The 24,897-nt window shown below is 56.9% G+C and carries 19 protein-coding genes; 9 read left to right on the plus strand and 10 right to left on the minus strand.

Going from position 1 to position 24,897, the window contains the following annotated elements:
- Nucleotides 1-62 precede the first annotated feature (62 nt).
- The 3 genes from ACJJIK_RS16115 to ACJJIK_RS16125 all read left to right on the plus strand — a co-directional run bounded on the left by ACJJIK_RS16115 (nucleotide 63) and on the right by ACJJIK_RS16125 (nucleotide 2,397).
- Nucleotides 63-1,073, plus strand: a complete 1,011-nt coding sequence (locus ACJJIK_RS16115) for a serine hydrolase domain-containing protein (RefSeq protein WP_444945076.1) — start codon at nucleotides 63-65, stop codon at nucleotides 1,071-1,073.
- 76 nt (nucleotides 1,074-1,149) lie between these two features.
- The gene (locus tag ACJJIK_RS16120; RefSeq protein WP_444943337.1) at nucleotides 1,150-1,641 is read left to right on the plus strand and encodes a hypothetical protein; all 492 of its coding nucleotides are present in this window, start codon (nucleotides 1,150-1,152) and stop codon (nucleotides 1,639-1,641) included.
- 426 nt (nucleotides 1,642-2,067) lie between these two features.
- Nucleotides 2,068-2,397 (plus strand): hypothetical protein, encoded by a 330-nt coding sequence (locus ACJJIK_RS16125; protein ID WP_444929303.1) that lies wholly within the window; start codon nucleotides 2,068-2,070, stop codon nucleotides 2,395-2,397.
- Between the two features lie 95 nt (nucleotides 2,398-2,492).
- Here the strand turns inward: ACJJIK_RS16125 and ACJJIK_RS16130 are convergent, their stop codons facing one another.
- The 9 genes from ACJJIK_RS16130 to gshB form a co-directional block, all read right to left on the minus strand.
- Entirely contained in the window at nucleotides 2,493-3,521 is a 1,029-nt protein-coding gene (locus ACJJIK_RS16130; RefSeq protein ID WP_444943338.1) for an alpha/beta fold hydrolase, read from the minus strand.
- Nucleotides 3,522-3,612: 91 nt separating this feature from the next.
- Nucleotides 3,613-4,863 (minus strand): heme biosynthesis HemY N-terminal domain-containing protein, encoded by a 1,251-nt coding sequence (locus ACJJIK_RS16135; RefSeq protein ID WP_444929305.1) that lies wholly within the window; start codon nucleotides 4,861-4,863, stop codon nucleotides 3,613-3,615.
- Nucleotides 4,860-6,161: a uroporphyrinogen-III C-methyltransferase gene (locus ACJJIK_RS16140; protein WP_444943339.1), complete on the minus strand. Its 1,302-nt coding sequence runs from the start codon at nucleotides 6,159-6,161 to the stop codon at nucleotides 4,860-4,862. Before ACJJIK_RS16140 ends, ACJJIK_RS16135 begins: the two co-directional genes overlap by 4 nt.
- Nucleotides 6,162-6,281: 120 nt before the next feature.
- Nucleotides 6,282-7,064 (minus strand): uroporphyrinogen-III synthase, encoded by a 783-nt coding sequence (locus ACJJIK_RS16145; RefSeq protein WP_444943340.1) that lies wholly within the window; start codon nucleotides 7,062-7,064, stop codon nucleotides 6,282-6,284.
- Between the two features lies 1 nt (nucleotide 7,065).
- The gene (hemC, locus tag ACJJIK_RS16150; protein ID WP_444943341.1) at nucleotides 7,066-7,983 is read right to left on the minus strand and encodes a hydroxymethylbilane synthase; all 918 of its coding nucleotides are present in this window, start codon (nucleotides 7,981-7,983) and stop codon (nucleotides 7,066-7,068) included.
- Between the two features lie 76 nt (nucleotides 7,984-8,059).
- A complete protein-coding gene (ruvX, locus tag ACJJIK_RS16155) occupies nucleotides 8,060-8,482 on the minus strand; it encodes a Holliday junction resolvase RuvX (protein WP_444929309.1) in 423 nt (140 codons plus the stop codon).
- Nucleotides 8,483-8,502: 20 nt separating this feature from the next.
- Nucleotides 8,503-9,087 carry a YqgE/AlgH family protein gene (locus ACJJIK_RS16160; RefSeq protein WP_444929310.1) on the minus strand — a complete coding sequence of 195 codons (585 nt, stop codon included), beginning with the start codon at nucleotides 9,085-9,087 and terminating at the stop codon, nucleotides 8,503-8,505.
- A 34-nt stretch (nucleotides 9,088-9,121) separates the two neighbouring features.
- The gene (locus ACJJIK_RS16165) at nucleotides 9,122-10,030 is read right to left on the minus strand and encodes an energy transducer TonB (protein WP_444929311.1); all 909 of its coding nucleotides are present in this window, start codon (nucleotides 10,028-10,030) and stop codon (nucleotides 9,122-9,124) included.
- A 92-nt stretch (nucleotides 10,031-10,122) separates the two neighbouring features.
- A complete protein-coding gene (gene gshB, locus ACJJIK_RS16170; RefSeq protein ID WP_444929312.1) occupies nucleotides 10,123-11,079 on the minus strand; it encodes a glutathione synthase in 957 nt (318 codons plus the stop codon).
- Between the two features lie 350 nt (nucleotides 11,080-11,429).
- Between gshB and pilG the strand changes: the two genes are divergently transcribed.
- The 6 genes from pilG (at nucleotide 11,430) to ACJJIK_RS16200 (ending at nucleotide 22,099) form a co-directional block, all read left to right on the plus strand.
- Complete coding sequence (gene pilG / locus ACJJIK_RS16175; RefSeq protein WP_020413651.1) at nucleotides 11,430-11,825, plus strand: twitching motility response regulator PilG; 396 nt, start codon at nucleotides 11,430-11,432, stop codon at nucleotides 11,823-11,825.
- A gap of 251 nt (nucleotides 11,826-12,076) precedes the next feature.
- Nucleotides 12,077-12,439, plus strand: a complete 363-nt coding sequence (gene pilH, locus ACJJIK_RS16180) for a twitching motility response regulator PilH (protein ID WP_444929313.1) — start codon at nucleotides 12,077-12,079, stop codon at nucleotides 12,437-12,439.
- Between the two features lie 16 nt (nucleotides 12,440-12,455).
- Nucleotides 12,456-12,995, plus strand: a complete 540-nt coding sequence (locus ACJJIK_RS16185; protein ID WP_444929314.1) for a chemotaxis protein CheW — start codon at nucleotides 12,456-12,458, stop codon at nucleotides 12,993-12,995.
- A gap of 159 nt (nucleotides 12,996-13,154) precedes the next feature.
- Entirely contained in the window at nucleotides 13,155-15,296 is a 2,142-nt protein-coding gene (locus ACJJIK_RS16190; protein ID WP_444929315.1) for a methyl-accepting chemotaxis protein, read from the plus strand.
- Nucleotides 15,297-15,435: 139 nt separating this feature from the next.
- The gene (locus ACJJIK_RS16195; RefSeq protein WP_444943342.1) at nucleotides 15,436-21,585 is read left to right on the plus strand and encodes an Hpt domain-containing protein; all 6,150 of its coding nucleotides are present in this window, start codon (nucleotides 15,436-15,438) and stop codon (nucleotides 21,583-21,585) included.
- A 34-nt stretch (nucleotides 21,586-21,619) separates the two neighbouring features.
- Nucleotides 21,620-22,099, plus strand: a complete 480-nt coding sequence (locus ACJJIK_RS16200; protein ID WP_444929317.1) for a chemotaxis protein CheW — start codon at nucleotides 21,620-21,622, stop codon at nucleotides 22,097-22,099.
- A gap of 63 nt (nucleotides 22,100-22,162) precedes the next feature.
- Here the strand turns inward: ACJJIK_RS16200 and ACJJIK_RS16205 are convergent, their stop codons facing one another.
- Nucleotides 22,163-24,796: a penicillin-binding protein 1A gene (locus tag ACJJIK_RS16205; protein WP_444943343.1), complete on the minus strand. Its 2,634-nt coding sequence runs from the start codon at nucleotides 24,794-24,796 to the stop codon at nucleotides 22,163-22,165.
- Between the last annotated feature and the right edge of the window lie 101 nt (nucleotides 24,797-24,897).

Raw genomic sequence — 24,897 nt, forward strand, 5'->3', positions numbered from 1 at the left:
ACAGCCATACCCGGAATAGCCGTTGCCAGAATAAAAGAGGGTGAACTCGCGCTTCGGCCGATATTGAGGCGGGCAAACCAGTGACTCAGGATACGTTATTTAATATTGCCTCGATAAGTAAGCCGATTATGGGTGCAACACTATTGCAATTGGTCGACGATGGTAAATTGGCGTTGGATGAGGATATTAATAGCTATTTACCATTTAAGGTCGACAATCCACATATGGAAGGGGAAAAAATTACGCTGAGACATCTGGCCAGTCACTCCGCAGCCATCAAGGATTACTACGACTACGCCACTTACGCGGAAAATCGTGATCCCTCTATCAGTTTGGAGCAACATCTACGTTCTCTGCTGGTTAAAGGGGGAAGCCGGTACGGTAGTGGGGATTATTATCTGGCAAGCAATCCCGGCGAGCACAGGGAATACAGCAATCTTTCTGCTGGTTTAGCCGGATTATTGGTTGAGTCAGTAACCGGTCAATCTCTGGCTAACTACAGCCGGGATACTTTATTTCACCGCCTGGATATGGAGACTGCCAGCTGGAGGCTCAATGGATTAGATCTGAGCTCTATCGCAGTTCCCTACAAAGTAGAGCAATGCGTACCATTTGTTGGACTGTGTGCAGATAGTGAATCGGAGAAGATGAACTATTTAATCAGAAAATTTATTAACCCTCCGTTTGAGTACAAGCAATTTCATGCGCATGCGCACAGCGGCAATCCGCAGTATCCTGACGGTGGTGTTCGTATAAGTATTGCTGATCTGAGCGATTTCCTCCTGGGGCTACTGCATAACCGCGATAAATCTGGCGCGCAGATCTTATCAGAGGTGATGTACCAGGAGATGTTTCGTCTGCAATTACCTGTGTCGATTTCAGATTCGCAGCGTTTCTTTTGGCGAGGTCGCGATGGGCTTGTGGGGCATATGGGAACTGATCTGGGTGTATTTGTAGCTATGTATTTTGAGCCAGAAAGTAAGGATGGTTTTATTATCTTGATGAATCGCGATATGGATAGTCAATCTGCCGTTGCGATGCAGCGCATAGCCGAGCGCTTAATAGCTATTTAGGTTGCCCTATATTCTATAGGCCGCTGCTCTGAGCGGCAGTTTTTCAAGCGATTTTTAATAAGGTGTGGAGGGGAAGATGATAGCAAGAGCGCCTAAGCTATTAATTTTGTTGTTTACATTGATGTTTTTTAAGCCCGTATTTGCCAGCCAGGGCGCAGGGGAGGCCTTTAATAAGATTAAGGCGCTCAGTGGGGAGTGGCGGGAAGAGGGGGAGAAAAATAACGATTTTATAATCAATTTTAGCGAAACAGCTGGGGGAAGCGTGCTCATTGAAAGTTGGATTCATAAGGGGCGCCAACATTCATTAACGGTTTATCACCTGGATGGTGACGATTTACTGGTGACACACTACTGCCCACAGGGCAACCAGCCCAGATTGAGTTGGCAGAAAAATACTACTGGGGAAGCTATAGAATTCTCCTTCAAGGATATAACCAATTTTGCTTCGGGCAGTCGTTTGGACAGCCTCGCTTTTGCATGGCTGGGTAATGGCAGGTTACAACGACAAGAGACCTATGTGAAAAATGGTGAGCAAATAGCTTCAGATTTAATTTTAGTGCGTCAATAAACCTGCACTCCCTGAGAGCTTATCGGTGACTGGTTCGCAAAGCTGACGTGAATTTTCCGCCAGCTTTTTTTATTTGTGAACTTTATTGTGGTTTTGATTTATATAAGTATGATCTGCCACTGCGTTGATACAGCGTCATATAGCAGATTATCAATGGTCAGATGGATATTGGCTGCCAACCTATAGATCGGCCAGTCTATATTTTGCGTCTGGCGACATTTTCAGTGGGTCGTAATTTTCTCGGTAGGGGATGGCGCTTAGTAGTGGAATAAATCGTCGGGAGCCTTTGAATAATTCCATAATATCTATGCGAGCTAGACGCAGTAGCGCACATGATTACAGCCCTGCCATACCGCAGCTGCGGCCTTCAAGGTCTGCCCTGCACGGCTTACAGAGGCTCCCTAAAACGAAATGGAGAGGTTACAAATGGAATTAATTATTTTTGTAATCATTATGGTGGCAGTACTGGTTTTGCCTCTGAAGCTGGCGGCCGCCATGTTGGGAGCGAAGAATACCGGGGTATTTTATTGTCTATTCGCCCTGCTGCTCGCACTGATTATTCAGAGAATCGTCGGTGGTATGTTGCCGGGGGTGACGGATAGCGCAGGGATTTTACTGACGATTCCCCTGGCAGCTATTGCCTATATGCTTGTGCTGGGTACAGGCTTTTTGAAAGCCATTTTAATTGCCCTGTTACAGGGGGTGATTACCTATTTTGCCATGGTGTTATTTGTCGGTTTGCCCCTGATTGCCTAATGGCGCTTTAAGGCGTGTAGCCCAGTGTGTGCAAACGGCGATTAATTCGCCATTTGCACTGTGCAGGCTTAGCGCTTGCTCTGAACCGGTGAAGCTTATTTTTCCAACGGGGCCGTAAGAAATTTACTGAGGGCGTCAAAATAAGCGGGGAATGCTTCAAACTGGGGCAGGTGTCCGACAGCGTCCAGTTCGATTAATTGGGCAGCGGGAATTTGTGCCGCCGCACGTTTGCCCAGTTGATCGTAACGTCCCAATTTGTCTTGCACCATTTTAGAGGCGCGGGCGCGACCAATGGCTGTGCGGTCCCGAGTGCCAATAATCAATAGGGTCGGCACTTTTATATCGGCAAACTCATAGAGTACCGGTTGGGTGAAGACCATCTCTGAGGTTAGCGCGTCCACCGTGGCCATATGCGCGGCATCGGGTCCCAGAGTCCAGCCAGCCTGAATATCCAGTAGCGGGTTGTATGCCTCGCGCCACTGACCGGAGAAGTAGGCCTTACTCATATAGCGCTTAATGGTTTCCGGGCTCTGTTTTTTTTCCCGACTAATGGCCTTGTCCAGCGCTTCGTAGGGGACCCAGCGCTTCCAATCCTCAAGGCCGATAGGGTTTACAAGTGCGAGCTTTTCGACCCGCTCCGGGTACATCAGGGTAAATCTGGTCGCCAGTATCCCCCCCATAGAGTGCCCAACCACAGACACCTTTCCCACCTTTAATTGATCCAGCAGAGCCCTGGTATTGTCGCTGAGGCGCTGAAACGTGTACTGGCCCAGCGGTTTGCTGGATTTTCCAAAACCGATTTGGTCGGGGGCTATCACCCGAAATCCCAGCTGGCTGAGTTGGCTGATTGTGTCCTTCCAGTAGGCAGCCGAAAAATTTTTACCGTGCAGCAGAAGTACCGTCCCTCTTGGCCTTTTGTCCCCAGCGGGTGCGACATCCATAAAGGCCATGCGCAGAGGCTGCCCCTGCTGTTGCCACTGAAAGTACTTAACCAGGTAGGGGTACTGGTAATCGCTCAAGTGTTTATCTTGGGGATTTACTGCATATTCGGCAGAGGTGGCGCTGGAAAAAAACACACCGATTATAAAAAGAAGAGCGAGGGTGTAGTGCGCTGGCGGAATCACAGCGGTGTCCTTAATAGGTAAGTGGAGCTTCACTATAGGCGTATTTGCGGAGTGCCCGAAAGGCCCTTTGGGGCCTTTCAGTGGTCGGGGCTCAGGCGTGCGCACCCAGCAGGGGGGTGTCCTGGCTCGGCATGGGCAACTGCGGCAGGTCTTTGACGGCTTGTAGCAGGCCCTCTTCGTAGAGCTTGGCCGCTTTATCTTTCTCCCCCAGGGACTGGCATAAACGGGCCAGTTCGGCGGAGGTGATGGGGTCCTGACGCAACAGCAGGCTTTTCTCGAAGTGCTGTTGGGCCTTGCCCCACAGCTGATTGCGCATTGCGAGGCGCCCGAGGCAGGTCAGCAGGGCGGCGCTCTCGCCGTACTCTTTCAGCCAGCCCTCGGCAGCAGATATTTGTTTCGCCGGGTCTGCGCCCACCAGACAGCCATAGAGTTCGGCAAGCTTGGGGTCCCAGGCCCGGTTGAGTAGCCAGCGCAGGTGCTTCTCTGCCTCGATATCCTCGCCGATGCGGTGCATCTGCTGGGCATAGAGGCTGCGCAGGGCTCGATTGCGCTGCCAGCGGCTGGTCAGGCCCTGCCAAGTCTTGTGTATCTTATCGGTATCTTTGCGATTGGCCGCTTCGGTCAACTGCTGCTGGTATATCTCGAGCTCCAGTGTGTGCAGCTCCTCTTCCGGCATATTGGCATGCTTCTCCAGCTCGGGCAGCAGGGCGCGAAGGCGGTCCCAGTCGCCGAGAAGATAATAGGCCTGCTTGAGAAGTTGCAATAGGGTTGGGTGTTTGGGCTCGAGCTGTTTGGCGCGCTCCAAGCTGGCAATACACTGTTCGTAGTGTTTATCCAGTAGCTGCATGCGCGCCTGGCTCAGGGCAACGGCGAGGCGGGTATCTTCGCCACAGGCCTCCGCTTTGGCGAGTAACTCGTTGGCCTCCTCGCGGAAGCCCAGCTCGAAGGCGCTGCGCGCCGCCGCCAAGTAATTGATCAGTGGGGCCTCGGAGCGCGGTGCGCTCTTAAGCAGCTGCCGGCGTGCCCTCGACCAATTGCCCTCCATAAATTCCACCAGACCGCTGGTCAGGCGCCGGCGGGCCACGCGTTGGCGGCCGAATCTCAGCCGATCGACACTTCCCCTGATAGCGCGAAATAGGCTGCGAGCCAGCCATATGGCGAAGAACAGTGTAATCAGGGCTGCCACCAGAAAGAAGATGGCGAACCAAAGGTTCATCTCGTAGCCTTTATTCAGCGCGCCGCCGATGCCGATTACCAGGTAACCGGGATAGTTGTTGATGACCTCAGGTAGCAGGGCGCCGAGCAATAGGAGTACCAGGGCGGTGAAGATCAGTCTTTTCACTGGCTCTGCTCCTGTTGTGGAGCGGTGGGCGCCCTCGAGGTTTTGTGGAGGCGCTCAATATAATTGCGCAGGGCCAGTTGCGAGCTGCTGAGATCGGGCATATCGACCTGGATACGCTGTTCGCTCAGGTCTACCAGTTGCTGCGCCAGCGCATCGCGCTGAGGGCTGGCCGTGCCATAGCTGAGCAGCAGTGTCCGCGCGCTATCCAGGGCGTCTCTATAAATTGCAGTATCCCCGCGCAGCAGTGCCAGTTGGGCCTGCTCCATATTCAGGCGCAGAGTTTGGCGAAAGCGCGCTTCACTCTGCGGAGACAGCATTACCGGGTTGATATTACCGTCGATGGGACGCACCGATTCGCGCATAAAACGGGCGAAGTTGTGCCACTCGCGCTTCCACAGGGGGGCATTCTCCTCGTGGCCAGACGGCGCTTCCCCGGGGGCCTCCACCGAGGCCATATCGAATTGTGGCTGGATGTTTGTGCGAATCAGCTGTTCTTCCAGGGCGCTGAGGCGGAGGTATAAACCCTGGCGGTCGACGTTTTGAACCAGTTTCAGGGCGGTGATATCGCGGGCGAGTTGCTGGCGCACGCCATACAGGTCCGGCAGGTCCACGTCGCGCAATATTTCGTCGACCCGCTCGACCAACCCCAGAGCAGTGCGGCTGTCGCCTTCGAGCAGCAGGCGCTGGTTGGCGAGGCGCAGCAGGTAATCGGCCTCAGCCAGCTGCCAGTCGTCGCGGCTTACATTTCCCAGCTGACCCAGGCGATTGCTCTGCGCGGTGACATTGCGCTGTATGGATGCCAGCTGCTGTTGCAGCTGCTGGATAGTGCGACTCTGCTGTTCCAGTTGATCGCGCAGACCGCTATCGGCCTGTTCCAACTGTTTGAGCGTCTCTGAGTGATCGGGGGCCCGAGCTTCAGTGGGGGTAGCGGCAGGGAATTCTGGGGCGGCACTGCCTGCCGGTGTCTGCGCGGGGGCCTCGCCGTCCGCGCTGACGTCGGCACCCGGCGCGATGCGGGTAGTGCTCGCTTTGGGCAGGAAGTCGAGATAAGCGCCTATATATTCGCGCAGCTGCGGTGAGTTAAACCAGGTCAGGGCGGCCGCAGCGATCAACAGAAGGATAAACAACAGCGACCACCAGAGCCGATTGGATTGAGTCGCTGCCGCTCCGCCGCGCGCTTTACCGGTCGAGGCCTGCTCCTGTGCGGCTTTGGCAAAATTGCTTTTACCTTTTACCGGCGCTGTATCTTGCGAGGGCTCATGGGGTGCGGCTGCATGTTGATCTTTTTTATCGGTCATGGGTATAGCGGCGCAGGTGGAAAATGTCGTCAGATTATAGCGAGTGGCGCGAGCCTTAATAGCGGGCTAAACGCCGTTTTAAGATTTTTAACGCAAAGCGATCGAGAATTCGATAGCAAATCAGCCGAGTGCTTGACGCAGTGTTTCCAGCATAGCGTTATCACCGGCGTTTAGCGCGGTGCGGCAGCGGGTAAAGCCCAGCTCTTTTGCCATCGCGGTAACCCGCACACTGGGGCAGATAAGTGTGGCCGCAAAGAGGCTGTTGCGGTTTATTTGCTGGATACAGTTAACCAGATTGCCGAGGGTTTCACCGCTGTGGACACTAATAATATCGGGCTGGAATTGATATTCCTTCAGGGTAGCGGCGGCCTCTTGCGGCAGGGTTCTGCGGTAGAGTTCACAATAAGTAACCCGCGCTCCCCTGTTGCTCAGGGTATCGCCGATCAGGGGGCGGCCGCCGGCACCGCGAAAAATAATAACCCGCTGCCCGTCCAGTTGTCGCAACCAGGGCAGGCGCAGCAGCGCCTCGGAATTCATCGTGTTGCCACTTTGCTCACAGGGGATGCCCCGCTGTTCCAGGGCGCTCGCCGTTGCCGCGCCGATAGCGAGGAAGCGGGGCCCCTGGGGAAGTTGCGGCCAGTAATCTTCCAGCCAATCCACGCCGTAGCGCACGGCGTTCTGGGAGACGAAGATCGCTATATCCACTTGATCGAAGTCGAGAATCGAATTTTTTAAGGCCTGCACGGCGGCCTTATCCTTGAGGGGCTCAATGCCGAGCATGGGGATATTGTCTGCCCGGGCTCCCAGGCTGCGCAGTAGGGCGCACCAGCTCTCCCCCTGCGGCGCCGGCCGCGTGCTGAGAATACGTTTGCCCAGCAGCGGGCCGGGGGTGAGATCGTCCATATCAGATAGTGGCGAGAATCTTATCGGCACCATCGGCCAGCAGCTGTTCTGCCAGCTCCGTGCCCAGGCGCTCTCCCTCGGCGGCGGGCCCGCGACTCTCCGCGCGTATCATGGTCTCTCCATCCGGGCTGCCGACCAATCCGCGCAGCCACAGGGTGTCGCCCTCCAGCTCGGCGTAGCAGCCGATAGGTACCTGGCAGCCGCCGTTGAGGCGCTTGACCAGGGCGCGCTCTGCGCTGAGGCGGGCGGCCGTTTCATCGCAGTGCAGCGGGCGAATGAGCGCTTCCAGCTCGCTGTCGCGGCGCGTCTCAATACCCACAGCGCCCTGTCCGCCAGCGGGCAACAGGGTAGTGGTGGCCAGAAAACTGCGGATACGCTCGGGCATTTCCAGTCGCAACAGCCCGGCTGCGGCGAGGATGATTGCGTCGTAATCGCCGGCATCCAGCTTGGCCAGCCGGGTATTCACATTGCCGCGCAGGAAGGTGATCTTGAGGTCAGGGCGGCGGGCCAGCAGCTGGCACTGTCGGCGCAAACTGGAGGTCCCGACAACGGCGCCCTGGGGCAGGTCATCCAGACTGTCGTAAAGGTTGCTGACAAAGGCGTCGCGGGGGTCTTCGCGCTCGCAGATAATGGGCAGGTGCAGCCCCTCGGGGAACTCCATCGGGACATCTTTCATCGAGTGAACCGCGATATCCGCACGGCCTTCCAGCATCGCCACTTCCAGCTCTTTGACGAAAAGGCCCTTGCCGCCGACTTTGGTCAGGGGAATATCCAGAACCTGATCACCCCGGCTGGTGAGGGGCAGTAATTCGATATGCAGTTCGGGGTGCGCCTGCTGTAGGCGGTCTTTGACATAGTTGGCCTGCCACAGGGCCAGGGCGCTCTGGCGGGTGGCGATGCGAATACGATCTATAGACATGCGGTTCAATCACTTATTGGTTGAAGGCGACATTCTAACAGAGTCGTACGGCGGTGAGGTTGCAGCGATAGCGGGGCTAGTCCCGTGCGCGCAACCAATCCTCGAGAATAATTCGCGCGGCGATAGAGTCCACCGGGTCCTGTGCGTAATTGCCCCGGTGCCCGCGTTCATTGGCCTCCTCCTTGGCAGCTCGGGTGCTCAAGCGCTCGTCAATCAGTTCTACCGGCAGGCCATAGCGGCCGTGCAGGCGCTGGCTGAATTTGCGCGCGCGCAGGCCAAATTCACTGTCGCTGCCATCCATATTGAGGGGCAGGCCAACCAGTAAGAGGTGGGGTTGCCACTCTTTGATCAGGCTTTCGACGGAGTCCCAATTGGGTTTGCCGTCTTTGGCGGGCAGGGGGGGCAGTTCCCGGGCGCCTCCGGTGAGGCTTTGGCCGTAGGCAATGCCAATGGAGCGGGTGCCGAAGTCAAACGCGAGGGCGGTAACGGGTTTATTCATACGGGTCAGTAAGTCTGCTGCTAGGCGTGGCCCGCTTGGGAGCCGAGGCCGGAGAGGTCGATGCCGTGGCGGGCGGCGGCGCTTTGCCAGCGCTTTTCGACCGGGGTGGCGAATAGAGTTTCAGGTTCTGCCGGCAGTGTCAGCCAGGCGTTCTCCGCCAGCTCCTGTTCCAGCTGTCCGGGACCCCAGCCCGCGTAGCCGAGTGCGAGTAGCACATCGTCAGGGCCGCGCCCGGCGGCGAGGGATTCGAGGATATCCTTGGAGGCGGTCAAACTGATATCCGTATTGATTTCGGTGGTCGAGTCGAAGTGCATACCGGTGCCGTGCAGTACAAAGCCCTGCTCCGGGGACATGGGCCCCCCCAGCAGCACCGATTCGCCGCCGCGCAGGCTGAGGTCCTCCAGGGACAGTTGCTCGAACACTTCGTGCCAGTGCACTTTGCTGGGGATATTGATCACGATCCCCATAGCGCCGTCGCTGTTGTGCTCAACGATCAGTGCGATAGCGTGCTTGAAACGGGGGTCCTCCATACCGGGCATGGCCAGGAGAAACTGGCCGCGCAGGCTGCCGTGGGTCAGGTCGCTATCGATATTCGAATTTGGCATAGGTCAGTCGCAAGCCGCCGGTTGAGAGCCCATTTTAGCCTCGCTCAGGCAGATCCCCCGCAGAAGTGGAGAATCCGGTCATTTCAAAGCGCCAGGTTCGTATGATTTCCAGGCGGTCCACCTCGCGGCGAATCTCTGCCGGGAAGGGGGCAAAGGGTGCCGCCAGGCGCACGATTTGTTGGGCGGCATCGTCGAGTATACGCTCGCCAGATGACTCAAGAATAACAACTTCTTCGACGGCTCCGGTGGGCAGCAGTCGCACCATCATACGCAAGCTGCCGGTAATTTGGTTGCGCAGGGCCTCCTCGGGGAAGTTGTCGCTGCCGACAGCTTCTACTTTTTGCCGCCACTCGTGTAAATAGGCCGCGTCCGCTGAGGCCTTGGTGGCCACCGAGGTGAGTCTGCGCACTCGCGGGCGCTGGGCAATGGTCTGGCGAATCTTATCCAGACGGGCCTGTAGGCTGGCTACTTCGGGGTTGCTCTGCGCCAGATCACTGGGTGCATTGCCGCGCTTTTCTTCCGAAAATTTATCTTCCGCCGGGAGTTCCGGCGCTTGGATGGGACTGTCGCCAATGGTGGTAATCAACTGGCGGCGCTGTTCCGCCGGGCGCGCCGCCTGCTGTTGTGGTAGCGGGTTAACATCGTGAATTTGCGTGTCGGCAAATTCTGCACGGCGGTTTGTGGATAACTCTTTCGGCGAGTCGGCAGCACCGCTGGCTAATTGATTGTGTTGTGCCAAATAATCGGCATCGTCCGGGGCCTGGGCCGCGCGGTGCTGGGCGAGTGTCACCTCAAGCGTTGGCGGCGCCTGAGTGCCCTCGGGAGTGGCAAAGACCACTCCAAAAATAATCAGCACATGTAATGCGGCGGCAAGGAATAATGAGAACACAAAGCGCTCACGCTGCATGGCGTGAAATTGTGTCGCGTTGGCGGAGGAATTCATTATCTATTATCAACTACTACTTATTCTGACGAGTGTTTCACACAGCCTTGCGCCCAGTGGTGAACTGCCCTGAGAGTTTTCGGACGCCCAGTTTACCTTTTTTGCGCCAGTAGGTGTGTGATGCCGCTCATTAGTCGCGCGCCAATATCTGTATTGTAGGCGGCATCGATTTCTCGTACGCAGGTGGGACTGGTGACATTAATTTCTGTCAGGTAATCCCCAATAACATCCAGGCCGACAAATAGTAGACCCTTTTCCCTTAAAGTGGGAGCAACCTGCTCGACGATCCAGCGGTCCCGATCGGTTAGTGGGCGCGCTTCGCCGCGCCCACCGGCGGCCAGGTTGCCACGGGTTTCCCCCGCTTCTGGAATTCGCGCCAGGCAATAGGGTATTGCTTCACCGTTAACCACCAGGATGCGCTTGTCGCCATCTTTGATTTCGGGAATGTAGCGCTGCGCCATAATCTGCTGGCGACCGTGATCTGTTAGCATCTCCAGGATCGCTCCCAGATTGGCGCCATCGGGCTTGCAGTGGAAAATACCGGCTCCGCCCATACCATCTAGGGGCTTGAAGATGACGTCTTGATGGGTCTGGTGGAATTTTCGCAGCTTGGCCATATCGCGGCTGACGAGAACTGGCGGGCAGCACTGGGGGAAGCTGGTCGCAAAAATCTTCTCATTGCAGTCGCGCAGCGCCTGGGGTTTGTTGACCACCATCGCGCCCTCGCGCTCCGCCGCTTCGAGGATATACGTGGAGTAAATGTATTCATTATCGAAGGGCGGGTCGACACGCATCAAGATGACATCCAGATCGCCAAGCGGCATCTCTCTGGGTGCCTCCAGGGAAAACCATCGATTCTCATCGGCGAAAACCTGCATGGGGCAGCCGCGCCCAGTTGCGCGGCCATTTTCCAGATAGAGATCACTTTGCTCAAAATAAAACAACTGGAAACCACAATCTTGTGCGGCTTGTAACAGTGCGAGTGTCGTATCTTTTTTAAAATTGATCTGGGCGATGGGGTCCATCACCACACCGAGGGAATAATTCATAGGGGCTTCCGTATCGTTGGGTATCTCTGTCCCGGTCAGCACGGGTTGCAGGCTCGTTTTTGTTGCCGTTGCCAGCTCTCATTGGGCGGATAAGGTAAGAGTAGCCTTGCCAAGGTGCAACCTTTTAACGCAATCCCTGCGGGGATTATACCGGTGGCGATAATTTGAACTGCGTCGCCCGCCAGGTGTCGACTCCGGTGGATTCGCCTGGGGTTCTGTGATAAAAGTTCGTTTCAGCGTGCGACCTTCGCCAGGCTTGGCGCCCGAACCCCAAAAGTGGTTTGAAAAAAGGGCGCAAGTAAAGTTTTCGTGTGCCCGAAAATAAGTAAACAGGGGATTCAAAAAAGACTATGGAGCTTAACTGGGAAAGTCTGACTGTGATGGTGATCGACGACAGTAAGACAATTCGCCGCACAGCGGAAACGCTGTTGCAAAAGGCGGGCTGCACGGTTGTCACTGCGACAGACGGTTTTGATGCATTAGCAAAAATCGCGGACTCCCGTCCGGATGTCATTTTTGTCGACATTATGATGCCGCGCCTGGATGGCTATCAAACCTGCGCACTGATTAAAAATAACAGTGAGTTCCGCTCCACTCCCGTTGTAATGCTGTCGAGTAAGGACGGTTTGTTCGACAAGGCCAAGGGGCGTGTTGTCGGTTGTGATCAATACCTGACCAAGCCTTTTAGTAAGAGCGAGCTGCTGGGTGCTATTTCTGCCCACGCCAAGCCGCACCATGCCGCCTAAGCGGTTGAGTAGAAAAAGAAAATACAGATAGCGGATTCCATCGTGGGCACTGTGTTCCACGGGCGCCGCAGCATATAGCTTTAACTAGTGTACATGGAGCCCCAGCGAATAGTGGTTGGGTTAAATCCTGTACCCGGACCGTCGGTAGTCATAGTGCATTTCGGCACATGCTAGCGAGGATAATCACAACAAAACCGCCGAGCGCAGTGGTTGTTGCGTAGTTGCCGAAAAAAGATGTCATGGGGGAAATGATGGCAAGAGTATTAATAGTTGATGACTCTCCTACCGAAACACACAAACTATCAAGCATTCTGGAAAAGAATGGACATATAGCGATCTCCGCTCCGAATGGTGAAAGCGGAGTTGAAATGGCCCGCGCCGAGCGCCCCGACCTGATCCTGATGGATATTGTGATGCCGGGGCTCAACGGCTTTCAGGCCACTCGCCAGTTGAGCAAAGATAGCAGTACCGGTGAGATCCCGATCATTATGGTAACTACCAAGGATCAGGATACCGACCGCGTTTGGGGGATGCGCCAAGGCGCCAGAGCCTACCTGACCAAACCTGTCGATGAAAGCAAGTTGCTGGATACTATCGGGGAGGTGTTGGCCTAATAGCCAGCTGCGAAAAGTGCAGTCACAAACACCTTACTTAGCTCTGGTTGATATTGCCCGGCGCGCGAAAGCGCAGGCTACTGGCCTGCCCGGTCGCCGGGAAATCAAACCCTACTGGACCGGTATCGGTTTCTCTCTTCTGGATAAGCACTTTGTCGCCTCTATGGATGACATCGTGGAATTGCTCGAAGTGCCACAGCACACCTTTATTCCCGGCGTGCAGCCCTGGGTTAAAGGGGTCTCCAATGTCCGTGGTCGCCTGCTTCCCCTCATTGATCTCGCAGCTTTTTACGGCGGCTATCTCTCCGGCCCCCGGCAGCAGCGCCGGGTTTTAGTGCTCGAGCGGGATAAGACCTATGTGGGTCTCATTGTCGATAAGTTGTACGGGATGCAGCACTTGGCATTCGAGTATGCCCGTGAGGCGCCAACGGATTTGAGCGAGCCATTTGCACCAATGGTGCACGGCCAATTTGTTTTACAGCAGCATCGCTGGCTGGTCCTCGATATGCGGGCACTGATCAAGGATGCGCAATTTATGGATGCGGCTTTGCGCTGAGCAATCCAGTTTTTCTTTCCGGTTGCCGTGGGTGGTCAGCCGGGTGGCCCGCAATTAGTGCAGGGATGTGTGGCACTGACTGAGGGGTTTTGTCATTAAAGCGTTAAAACTACAGTGGTATTAAACCGGCCCAATGCAACGGCCCGCTAGGAGTAAATTATGAAACCAGGCTCCCAGAGTTCCTTTTCCGCGCTGCGCAGTAACCCTGCCGCGTTGGTATTAGGTCTACTGGTACTCGCCACGCTGGCGGGGCTTATTGTCAGTATTTATTTGGTACAGAGTCGAGACGAGCAGGATAAACAGTACCTGCAACAAGTCGCCGAATTGCGGGCTCTCTCCTATCAGGTAGTTTCCTATGCACCGGCGGCAACCGCAGGTGATAGTGAGGCTTTCACTGAGCTGGAAAACGTTACCGAAGAAATGGATAACGCCTGGAATCAGCTTCAGCGAATGGACAGTGACAGTCGCCGCGCACTGAGCGCCGAGCTCTCTGCCTATGACCAAGTTTGGCGCAACTTGCGCGAGCAGGTCGACACGATTATCGGCAATCAGGAAACGATTGTATTCCTTAACGATATCGCTTCAACGCTGAGTGACTCGCTGCCGGAACTACAGGCCGAGCACAACAATATTGTTGAAATCCTGTTGGCTAACAACGCCCCGGCCAATCAGGTCGAGCAGGCCCAGTTGCAGGTATGGCGTGCGGAGCGTATTGGTCGAAATATCGATAAAATGCTCCAGGGTGGCGATGATGCCGAAGCTGCCGCCGACCAGTTTAATACCGATGCCAGTCTTTTCGGTAAGGTGGTTGACGGTATGAAAAGTGGCGATGTAGTGATGGGGATTTCCCGTATCACCGACGAGGAGGCCCGCCACTCCCTGGATGAAATTACCGAGCTGTTCGGATTTGTAAGCACCTCGGTACGGGATATCTTTGAGGCAACCCCGGCCCTGTTTGCTACCCGCCAGGCCTCCGACGGTATTATCGTGTCATCCCCCCAGCTGATCGAAGCGCTGAGTAGCCTGAATGACCGAATCGTAAACCTGTCCGACCACCGCCAGCCCAACAACTTGACCATCGCTGCACTGGCTTTGGTATTCGTACTGTTGATCTTCGGTATGATGGCGATGGCCTTCTCCGGTACCCGCCGCAACCTGAAGAAAGAGGAAGATACCAACGAGCGCAACCAGCACGCGATTATGCAGCTGCTGGATGAGTTGGCGGACCTCGCCGACGGTGACTTGACCACCTCTGCAACGGTAACCGAAGCCTTTACCGGTGCGATTGCCGACTCCATCAACTTCACCATTGACCAACTGCGTGTGCTGGTATCGCGGATTAACGGCGCGGCACAGGAAGTATCGGGCCTGTCCCAGGAAACCCAGCAGACCGCACTGCACCTCGCCGAGGCCTCCGAGCACCAGGCGCAGGAAATTGCCGGAGCTTCTGCCGCAGTTAACGAAATGGCGGTCACCATTGACCAGGTATCTGCCAACGCCTCCGAATCTGCCCAGGTAGCCGAGCGCTCGGTACATATCGCAAGTAACGGCGCCAAGGTGGTACAGAACACCATTAAAGGCATGGATAATATCCGCGAGCAGATTCAGGATACCTCCAAACGGATTAAGCGCCTGGGTGAATCCTCCCAGGAGATTGGCGATATCGTGAGCTTGATTAACGACATTGCCGACCAGACCAACATTCTGGCATTGAATGCTGCGATTCAGGCGAGCATGGCCGGTGACGCCGGTCGCGGCTTCGCCGTGGTTGCGGACGAGGTTCAGCGACTCGCGGAGCGCTCCGCCGCTGCAACCAAGCAGATTGAAGGCCTGGTAAAAGCGATTCAGTCGGATACCAACGAAGCGGTAATCTCCATGGAGCAGACCACCAGTGAGGTGGTACGTGGAGCTCGCTTGGCCCAGGATGCGGGTGTTGCCCTGGAAGAAATTGAAAGTGTATCCAGCAACCTGGCCTCGTTGATTCAGAACATTTCTAACGCCGCACGTCAGCAGGCCTCCTCTGCCGGCCACATTTCCAACACGATGAACGTGATTCAGGAAATTACCTCGCAGACCTCTGCGGGTACCCAGGCTACCGCCCAGTCGATTGGTAACCTGGCGCAGACCGCCAGTGCACTGCGCGAATCCGTTGCCGGCTTCAAGCTTCCGCAAGAGGAAAGTGTTGAGAGCAACAGCGAGCTGTATGACGTGGAATTACCGGAAATGGATACAGATACCTTTACCATTGAAGGTGAAGACACCCATTCACTGGAGTCCCGCGAAGATCGGGCCCTGGCCTAACCCACACAATAATGCCCGGCCACTGTAAACCTTGGCCGGGCGCAAAAGGGGCGCACGGAATTGCTTCCGATAAATCTGCGGGTATGTCTCGCGGAAAACTGTAGCGCTTGAGTACTGAATAAATTATTGGGGACTTGGCGTGAGTCACGACAATCCGAACTTCACGGCCTTGGATTGGCTGATCGGTGAAATTAACGAGACGCTGGCGCAGGCGCGCCAGTTTCTTGAGACGTTCGCTGTAGAACCCGATGCGGGTGCCTCTCTTCTACAAAACAGCTTGTCGCTGGTGCACCAGGTACACGGCAGTTTGCACATGGTGCAGCTCAGCGGTGCCGCTATGCTGGCAGAAGAGATGGAGCAGCTTATCCAAGCTCTCGCCACTGGAGCGGTTGAGAATACCGACGAGACGCGCGAGTTCCTGATGCGCGCACTGTTGGAGTTGCCCCTTTATCTCGAAAAGGTTTCCTTCCAGCGTCGCGATAACGCAGTGCTCTTACTCCCGCTGATGAATGACTTGCGCGCGGTGCGCCGCGAGCGTTTGATCAGTGAGGGGGCGCTTTTTTCCCCGGAACTCTCCTCACTGGCAAAGGTGGTTGGAAAACGCCAACCCCTGGTCGCCGATAGTGCCCGCCTGAATGACTTGGTCACCAAGCTGCGCAAGATGTACCACGTTGCCGCAGCGGGTCTGATCCGAGACGTAAACAGCGGCGAGAGCCTGGCCTATCTCACCAAGATTATTGAAAAAATGCAGCTGCTTTACAGTGGCAGCTGCCGCCAGTCCCTGTGGGAGGTACTGTTCGGTATCCTGGAGGCGCTGGGTGAGCACCGCATCAATGTGCAACCCGCACTGCGCCACTTGCTGCGCAAGGTGGATATCGAGTTCAGGTTGTTACAGGGGCGCGGTGCAAAGGTGCTGGATGCGCGCCTGGACCAGGATTTTCTGTGCAACCTGCTTTTTTATGTCTACCTCGCCGGTCCCAATGGCCTGCACTGTGAGAAGCTCTACCAGCGCTTCGCCCTGGATAAGGCGGTGCCCGGCACACCGCGCCCGGATACGGAGGATGTGCTGGCGATGGGCCCCGAGGCCCTGGGCAGCGCCATTGCTGCGGTGCGCGATGAATTGCAGTTAGTACGCGAAGCTCTGGAGCCCAGCGCAACCGATATAGAGCAGCCGTCACTGTCTGATACTGCTGCTGTGGCCAAGCGCCTCGCCGATACGCTGGGTATTTTGGGACTGGAAGCTCAGCGGCTTCGAGCTCGCAGCGTCTATGAAGACCTTCGCGATGCCTCCCGTGGTACCGACGTCGAAGAGTATCTGATGCGCGCCGCTGGGGAGCTGGTACAGCTCGATTCCGCACTGGCCGCCACCGTCGATCGCAATAAAAATGTGGACGATGAGCAGCCCATTATGGGGGATGCCACTAACTCCGTACTGCGCGAAGCCAGACTCGGTTTGGAGGCAGTAAAAGAAGCGGTTATGGAGTATGTGGCCAGCCACTGGGATATCAGTTACCTGAGCCGTGTACCGCAGCGCTTGCAAGAGGTGTGTGGTGGCCTAGATATGGTGGGCTACCAGCGTGCCGGCGAGATTATTTCCGCGTGTAACCACTATATTGATAGCGCCCTGATCAAGGCTGGGGAGCAGCCTGAATGGACAATGCTGGATACCCTGGCCGACGCCATTACCAGTGTTGAATATTATCTGGAGCGCCGTGCGGAAGGCCTGGCTGATACAGAGATGCTGCTGGCCTTGGCCGAAGAGAGCGTCGAGGCTCTGGGCGTCTCTGTACAGGCGCCAGCAGAGGCCGAGGTCAGCCCGGAGCCGCAGCTACTACCTGATGAATCCGAGCTGCCGGACCTTATCGACTACGACTTGGTTCCTGGCGAAGAGGCGGCACTGGCTGTCGAAGAGTCTCTGGAAGCCTCCGTTGCAGCCGCAGCGCCGTCGGTTAGTGAAGTGGGTAGCAGTGCAGAGGTCGTCCAGAGCGAGGCGGAAGATACAGGCGACGCGGGACTGGAAGCGTCCTGGTTCTCCACTGAAGAGCCGCAGGATGAAACTGCACCGGCAATCGCACCCGTATCTGAGCCCGACGAGGTGTTCGCGCCAGAGCTGGAGCCTGTTGAGGTCGCTGAAATTATCGAGCCAGCACCGCTGGCAGAGCCCCCCGCAGTGGAACCCGCTACGGATGCGATGGCGGAGCTCGGTGACGATACCGAGAGCCTGATCGACGATGAAATCATCGAGATTTTCCTCGAGGAGGCCGGGGAGGTACTCGCGCATATCAGCTGCTACTTCCCCGAGTGGGCAGCCAATTTTGCCAATCAAGATGCGCTGGTGGAGTTCCGCCGCGGCTTCCACACCCTGAAGGGCTCGGGCCGTATGGTCGAGGCCCTGGATATCGGTGAGCTGGCCTGGGCGATCGAAAATATGCTCAATCGGGTGATCGATGGCAGCGTGAAGCCCGGCCCCGCCCATGTATATTTGATTGAGCAGGTCTATCAGAAGCTGCCCTCAATGATTGAGGCGTTTAAGCTCGGCCAGAGTGATCCGGATCAGCAGCTCACCTTGCAGTTGCAAGCCTGGGCAGAACAGCTGAGTGCGGGGGAGATGCCCGCTGACCTGGAAGCCCAGAGTGCCGGCGGTGTGGCTATCGTTGATACGGCTGAAGATAGCAGCGAGGACCTGGCCCAGCTCTGGGAAATCTTTGTGCAGGAGGCGGAGACCCACCTCGTTGTTGTGGATGAATACCTGCATGAGATGCAGGCTGCGGCACCTTTATATGGTGTTCCCAGCGATCCATTACACCGGGCGCTACACACCCTGAAGGGGTCTGCGCATATGGCGGAAGTCAAAGTGGTTGCCGAAATCATGGCACCACTGGAGCGCTTCGCTAAAGAACTGCGCATTTACCAGGTGCCTATCGATGCAGATATTTTTGATCTGATCAGCGATGGCGCCATCTATGTGCGCCAAGTACTGGAACAGATTCGCTCTTCAGAACCCCTGGCGATTGAAAAATCGGAGCAGTTCCTCGCCCGGGTGGCGGAATTGCAAGAGCGCTCAGTCGGCCACTTAATTCGCGAGCGCGAGGCCAATGAGCCCCGGGCAGTGGATCCGCAACTGCTCGAAGTTCTTATGGCCGATGGCATGCGAGTGTTGCTCGATGCGGACCAGATGCTCTCTGAGTGGCGCGCCGACCCGGCGGATAAGAGCCGGGTGGTACTGGTTGCCGAAGAACTCAATACCTTGCAAGAGGCCGCCAATCGGGCGCAATTGCCGACTCTGGCCGAACTCGCAGAGTTGTTACTGAATGTCTATAACAAGGTGCTTGCCGGTGATCTGGAGCAGGAGCCCGCACTCTGGGCCTCTCTTGAGCAGGGGCACAACGAGCTGCTCGATTTAGTCGATGCGGTCGCGGCGGCACAGGACCTGCCGGAGGTCAGCGAAGCCGTAGAAGAGGCGCTGCGCTACCTGGTCCAGGGCGAGGCAACTCCCACCTCCGCCGAGGATGACTACGATCTCGGCGAGCTGGGTATCGACGGTGAAGCACTGGCGGTTGCCGAGCCCGAAGAGCAGCAGCCAGAGTCCACAGTGGTCAGCGAATTAGCGCTAGCGGAAGCGCCTCCTCAAGAGTGGATCGAGCCGCCGCTCAGCGGTGAGCTTGAGGCAGAGGAGGTCTCGCAATTGCAGCCGGTAGCGGTTGAAGTTGTCGCGGCGGAGCCTATTTCGGCGGTCGAATCGTTTGGCGATTTGATTGTCGAGACAGAGGACACTCAGGTGTCGCCACAGAGCTCCGGTCAGTCAGTCGATTTGCACAAGTTGCTGGCAGATATTGATCCGGATGTTGTCGATGTCTTTATGGAGGAGGCCGGAGACCTTACCGACGAGCTGGAGGAATTGATCCAGAGTTGGGAGGAGGAGCCGGAAAGTCGCACCCAGGGCGAGGCTCTGAAGCGGGTGCTGCACACCTTCAAAGGGGGCGCGCGCATGGCCGGCCTGATGGGGCTGGGTGAAGTTGCCCACCGCTTTGAAACTGTAATCGAGGGCATGAGTGGCAGCGAGCGTCCCTCCGCAAGCTTCTTTGCCGATGCCCACGGCATTCACGACCGTCTCGCCGATGGTGTAGAGACCGTTCGCGCCTGGATGAACGGTGAACAGCTCGATGCCTTTATACAGTTGGTCGGTACGGATTGGGCGGACCAAGAACCCGCCAATACGGCCGCTGCGGAAGTCGTGCTGGAGCCCACCGAAGTCCTACAGGAAGCCGATTGCGAAGCTGTAGCTGTGCAGGATACCGAGGCCGAAGCGCCAGCGACAGAAGAGACTCCCCCTCAATTGCCGGAGGCGGTTGCGGTTCAGGAGGGCGATAACGTCTTGCCGTTTATCCGCAAGGCCGGTGCCGAGCAGGAAGTCGCGGCGCCGACCCGCAATCAACCGCAGGAGATGGTGCGTGTCGCCGCCGAGCTTCTGGAAGAGCTGGTAAACCTCGCCGGTGAGACCGCTATTTCCCGCGGTCGTCTCGAAGAGCAGATGAGTGAGTTCGGTCTCGCCCTGGACGAGATGGATGTGACGCTGGTGCGTCTCAACGAGCAGTTGCGTCGCCTGGACCGCGAGACCGAAGCCCAGATCCTGTTCCGTCAGGAGCAGTTGGCAGAACAGGACGGCGACTTCGACCCGCTGGAAATGGACCGCTACTCGTCTATTCAGCAGCTGTCCCGCTCCCTGCTCGAGTCCACCTCTGACTTGATGGAGCTGCGCTCCACCCTGGATAACAAGGCTCGCGATACCGAAACCCTGTTGCTGCAACAATCCCGGGTAAATACCGAATTGCAGGAAGGTCTGATGCGCAGCCGCATGGTACCTTTCTCCCGCCTGGTACCACGCCTGCGCCGTATCGTGCGCCAGGTAAGTGCTGAGCTGGGCAAGCAGGTTGAGCTGGCATTCTCCAACGTCGAGGGCGAGCTGGACCGGTCAATGCTGGAGCGCATGGTTGCCCCGCTGGAGCATATGCTGCGCAACGCCGTGGACCACGGTATCGAAATGCCGGAGGAGCGCCTGGCAGCCGGCAAGGCCGAGCGCGGGCGCATCGATGTAGCCCTCAAAAGGGAGGGCAGTGAGGTTGTCCTCACCATCCGCGATGACGGTGCCGGTATCAACTTGATTCGGGTGCGTGAAAAAGCGGTGGAAAATGGCCTGATGAGGCCGGATGCGGAGCTCTCTAATAGCGAGATCCTGCAATTTATTTTGCAAGCTGGTTTCACCACTGCGCAAAAGGTGACCCAGATCTCCGGTCGCGGGGTGGGAATGGACGTCGTATCTGCCGAGCTGAAGCAAATCGGTGGCAGCGTCCATATCAACTCTGAATCGGGTGCGGGAACCGAGTTTGTCGTTCGCCTGCCTTTCACTGTCTCGGTTAACCGCGCTTTGATGGTGCGAATTGGCGATGATCTATTTGCTCTGCCGCTGAATACTATCGAAGGTATTGTGCGCCTCAGCCCATTTGAGTTGGAGCACTACTACCGCTCTGATGACGCGCGCTTCGAGTACGCCGGTGAACTCTATCAGGTGAGCTACTTCGGTACCCTGCTGAAATCCGGTGCCCAGCCCAAGCTCAGTGTCGACGATATGCAACTGCCGGTGCTGCTGGTGCGCTCTGAGGGGCACGCTATGGCCCTGCAAGTGGATGCGATCAAAGGCAGCCGCGAGATCGTAGTGAAAAGTCTCGGTCCGCAGTTCTCCGGGGTTCAGGGGGTGTCAGGGGCAACCGTGACCGGTGATGGTAGTGTCGTAGTGATTCTCGACGCCCACGCCCTGCTGCGCCGCCAGGCGACCCAGCTGGCCAGACCGGAAGTGCCACAGCTCCAGGTTCAGGAGCAGACCGAAGTGCAGCCGGTGCAGGAAGCGCGCCAGCAGACGGTTATGGTTGTGGACGACTCGGTAACGGTGCGCAAGGTTACAACTCGCTTCCTGGAGCGGGAGGGCTATTTGGTCAGGACCGCGAAAGATGGTCAGGATGCCGTTATCCAGTTGCAGGATAAGATCCCAGATCTGATTCTGCTGGATATCGAGATGCCGCGTATGGATGGCTTCGAAGTCGCGCGCCATATTCGCTCCAGCAGTCGTCTGCGGGATATCCCGATTGTGATGATCACCTCGCGTACCGGCAGCAAACATCGCGATCACGCTATGTCCCTGGGAGTTAACCACTACCTGGGTAAGCCCTACCAGGAAGATGTACTGCTGGCGGCTATCCGTGAGTACGCAGATGCCGAGGCCGTCGGCAGCTGAGATGGCAAATATCAGGACTAAATAGAGATAGGCAATGAGTGAAGTTGAAGCACTGTCGGTAGATGTTCCCCAGGAAGTGAGCAGCCTGTTGTTGCCTCTGGAGCAGGGGCAGCTACTGGTGCCGGTGGATAGCCTCTCCGAGGTTGTTGCCATGCAGACGCCGATGGCGGTTCAAGAGGTACCGGAGTGGTATCTGGGGGATCTGGTCTGGCGGGAACAGCGCCTGCCCGTTGTGTCCTTTGAAGTGATGCGCGGCGGCGCCCTGGGGGCGGTTGCGGAAGAGGGACGTATCGCGGTGCTCAGCACCGGAAACCCCGATGGCGACTTGCCGTATTTTGCACTGCTCCTGCACGGTACACCGCGCCTGGTGCGGGTTACTGCGGAAGAGCTGGCACTGCGCGAGCAGCCGCTGAGTCCCGGAGAGCTGATGCATGTGGCACTGTCTGGCGAGGAGGCGGTTATACCAGACCTACAGGGCCTGGAGCGGGCCTGTGCGCGCTATCGCAGCCACTGAGGCTGTCTCTGAGGTATGACGAAAAAAGGGGCCAAAGGCCCCTTTTTTGATTGAGTGATGGGTTTAGAACAGCTCTTCCGGCAGAGAGTCGCCCTGGGCTTCTTGGCTGGGCAGGTCCCTGGTGTCATCGGTATAGCGATTGCGGTAGGGGTTGTATACCTCGCGGCCGGGCATCCGGTTGGTTCTAAATATCTCAAACATGCCGCCGTAGGAGGTGCGCAGGCCATTTTTCGGATTGATGCGTACCGTGACTATGTTATCCGGCTGCGCCAGGTGGCGCTCGGGAAGCCCCTCTAGGGCGGTGCTCATAAAATCGATCCAGATAGGCAGGGCGGCAGAACCGCCGTATTCATTCTTACCCAGTTCGCCGTAGGAGTCGAAGCCAACCCAGGCACTGGTGGCCAGGTGGGGGCTATAACCGGAGAACCAGGCGTCGCGCGGACCGTTGGTGGTCCCGGTCTTACCGGCAATATCGCCGCGCTTCATCTTCAGAGCGCGGCGCCCGGTACCCCTTTTAATCACATCTTTGAGCATCGAGTCCATAATGTAGGCGGTCTCTGCCGACATGGCTCGCGGTGCGCGGGGGCGGGCCTGACTCTTGCTCGGGTCGAGGGGACCGACCGGGAGTAGGTGCAGCTCCGCCGGCTCCTGCCCCTGATCGACCTGCGGCTCCTCAGGGTGTAAATCTGCGAGGTCGAGGGGTTCGGCGGACAGGGCTGCGGGGCCGCTGCCCAGCTCTGGGCAGTTATTGCATACGGTTAGGGGCAGTGCCTGGTAGAGGACCTCGCCATTGACGTCCAGCACGCGATCCACCAGGTAGGGTTCCACACGGTAGCCGCCGTTGGCGAAAGCGGCGTAGCCCCGCACCATTTCCAGGGGGGTGAGAGCGGAGCTTCCCAGTGCGATAGTCAGGTTGCGGGCCAACTTGCTGCGCTCAAACCCAAATCCCTCGACAAAGCCCAGGGCGTAGTCCAGGCCGAGGGATTGCAGCAGGCGGATTGAGACCATATTGCGCGATCGGTATAGCGCCATACGCAGGCGGGTTGGGCCGAGAAAGGTCCCGCCATCATTCTCCGGGCGCCAAACATCTTGCAGGTTGCTCTGCTCGAAGATAATCGGGGCGTCATTGATAATACTGGCTGCGGTATATCCGCGCTCGATGGCCGAAGCGTAAATAAAAGGCTTAAAGCTGGAGCCGGGCTGCCGCGCCGCCTGAGTGACGCGGTTAAAGTGACTCTGACGGAAGTCGTAGCCACCGACGAGCGCGCGGATAGCGCCGTCTTCAGGTGCAATAGATACCAGCGCGCCCTGGGCATCTGGCACCTGGGTCAGTACCCACTCTTCGCTGGTTTGCGGCTCTGCGGGTTCGGCGGGGCCTGTGGATAGATCCACTCCAGCCGTTGCCTCGGCTTCACTGGGGGTCTCCTCCACTTGGCTGTCCTTAACGACTTTGCGCAGTCGGATAACATCTCCCGGTGCAAACATTTTTTCAGCGGACTGGAGGCGCGCGCCGCGAGCACTTTCGGAAATGTACGGTCTGATGGTGTCGAGGCCGTTGCTCCAGGGCACTTCGATAACGCGTCGGTCCCGGAGTTGTACCAGAAGTTTCTTGGGTTCTACCGCAGTTACAACGCCGGGTTCCAGACCGCCTAAAATCGGAATTTCGTTGAGTAAATCAATCAGTTGGTCGCTATCTTGCAGTAACTCCGGAGCCAGGCGCTGCTCTGGACCGCGGTAGCCGTGGCGCGCGTCATAGCTTTCCAGGCCGTGTTGTAGGGCGTTGCGCGCGGCCTCCTGTAAGCGGCTGTCCACGGTCGTGATAATTTGATAGCCATCGGTATAGGCATTGTCGCCGAAGAGTTCTACAGCCTCTTTCCGCGCCATTTCTGCGATATAGGGAGCATTCAGGTCGAGGTCGCGGCTGTGATAGCTGGCCGTTACCGGTGCTGTGATGGACTGTTTGAATTGATCCTGGCTGATATACCCCAAATCCAGCATCCGCTTCAAAATCCAGTTGCGGCGCACTAGGGCGCGGGAGGGGTTGGCCAGCGGATTGAAAGTTGATGGCGCCTTGGGCAGCCCCGCCATCATGGCCCACTGGGCCAGATTCAGGTCCTTGATATCTTTGCCGTAATACACCTGAGCTGCCGCCTGGAAGCCATAGGCGCGGTTGCCGAGGAAGATCTTGTTGATATAGAGGGCGAGGATTTCGTCCTTGCTCAACTCTTGCTCGATTTGCAGTGAAAGCAAAATTTCGTTGAACTTGCGTACAAAACGCTGCTCGCGACTGAGAAAGAAGTTGCGCGCTACCTGCATTGTTAGTGTACTACCACCTGACTGGATAGAGCCGGTCTTGATCAGTTGCGAGGCCGCGCGCATCAAGCCCTTGATGGAGACACCGTTGTGGGAGTAAAAGCTTGCGTCCTCGGCGGCGAGAATCGCGTGAATAAAGGGTTCTGGCGTCTGCTCAATCGTGATAGGGTTGCGCCGCTTTTCACCGAACTCGCCGATTAGTTTCATATCCTGCGAGTAGACCCTCAACGGGGTTTGCAGGCGGATATCGCGGAGGCTCTCCACCGAGGGCAGTCCCGGCTTGAGGTAGAGGTAGATACTGGCTAGGGCCATAGCGGTAGCGGCCACACCGGCCAGGCCGAGCCAAAGCAGTGCGAGCAGACGATTGCGGGCTTTTACGGTCATGAAACTGCTTCTGTGTACTTCGTTCAAGTGATTAGGTGAATAATTATACGAATATTGTGCGCTATTACCTATGCAAATGCAGGTTGAAGCGGTAATTTAAA

Source organism: Microbulbifer regidiadema (SeqCode) (assembly GCF_052466995.1).

Bases quoted from the DNA above. Each gene is read 5' to 3' on its own strand.
- ACJJIK_RS16205 (WP_444943343.1), bottom strand. From the start codon at position 24,796: ATGACCGTAAAAGCCCGCAATCGTCTGCTCGCACTGCTTTGGCTCGGC.
- pilH (WP_444929313.1), top strand. From the start codon at position 12,077: ATGGCAAGAGTATTAATAGTTGATGACTCTCCTACCGAAACACACAAA.
- ACJJIK_RS16145 (WP_444943340.1), bottom strand. From the start codon at position 7,064: ATGGACGATCTCACCCCCGGCCCGCTGCTGGGCAAACGTATTCTCAGC.
- ruvX (WP_444929309.1), bottom strand. From the start codon at position 8,482: ATGAATAAACCCGTTACCGCCCTCGCGTTTGACTTCGGCACCCGCTCC.
- ACJJIK_RS16140 (WP_444943339.1), bottom strand. From the start codon at position 6,161: ATGACCGATAAAAAAGATCAACATGCAGCCGCACCCCATGAGCCCTCG.
- ACJJIK_RS16200 (WP_444929317.1), top strand. From the start codon at position 21,620: ATGAGTGAAGTTGAAGCACTGTCGGTAGATGTTCCCCAGGAAGTGAGC.
- ACJJIK_RS16125 (WP_444929303.1), top strand. From the start codon at position 2,068: ATGGAATTAATTATTTTTGTAATCATTATGGTGGCAGTACTGGTTTTG.
- hemC (WP_444943341.1), bottom strand. From the start codon at position 7,983: ATGTCTATAGATCGTATTCGCATCGCCACCCGCCAGAGCGCCCTGGCC.
- pilG (WP_020413651.1), top strand. From the start codon at position 11,430: ATGGAGCTTAACTGGGAAAGTCTGACTGTGATGGTGATCGACGACAGT.
- ACJJIK_RS16120 (WP_444943337.1), top strand. From the start codon at position 1,150: ATGATAGCAAGAGCGCCTAAGCTATTAATTTTGTTGTTTACATTGATG.
- ACJJIK_RS16165 (WP_444929311.1), bottom strand. From the start codon at position 10,030: ATGAATTCCTCCGCCAACGCGACACAATTTCACGCCATGCAGCGTGAG.
- ACJJIK_RS16160 (WP_444929310.1), bottom strand. From the start codon at position 9,087: ATGCCAAATTCGAATATCGATAGCGACCTGACCCACGGCAGCCTGCGC.
- ACJJIK_RS16190 (WP_444929315.1), top strand. From the start codon at position 13,155: ATGAAACCAGGCTCCCAGAGTTCCTTTTCCGCGCTGCGCAGTAACCCT.
- gshB (WP_444929312.1), bottom strand. From the start codon at position 11,079: ATGAATTATTCCCTCGGTGTGGTGATGGACCCCATCGCCCAGATCAAT.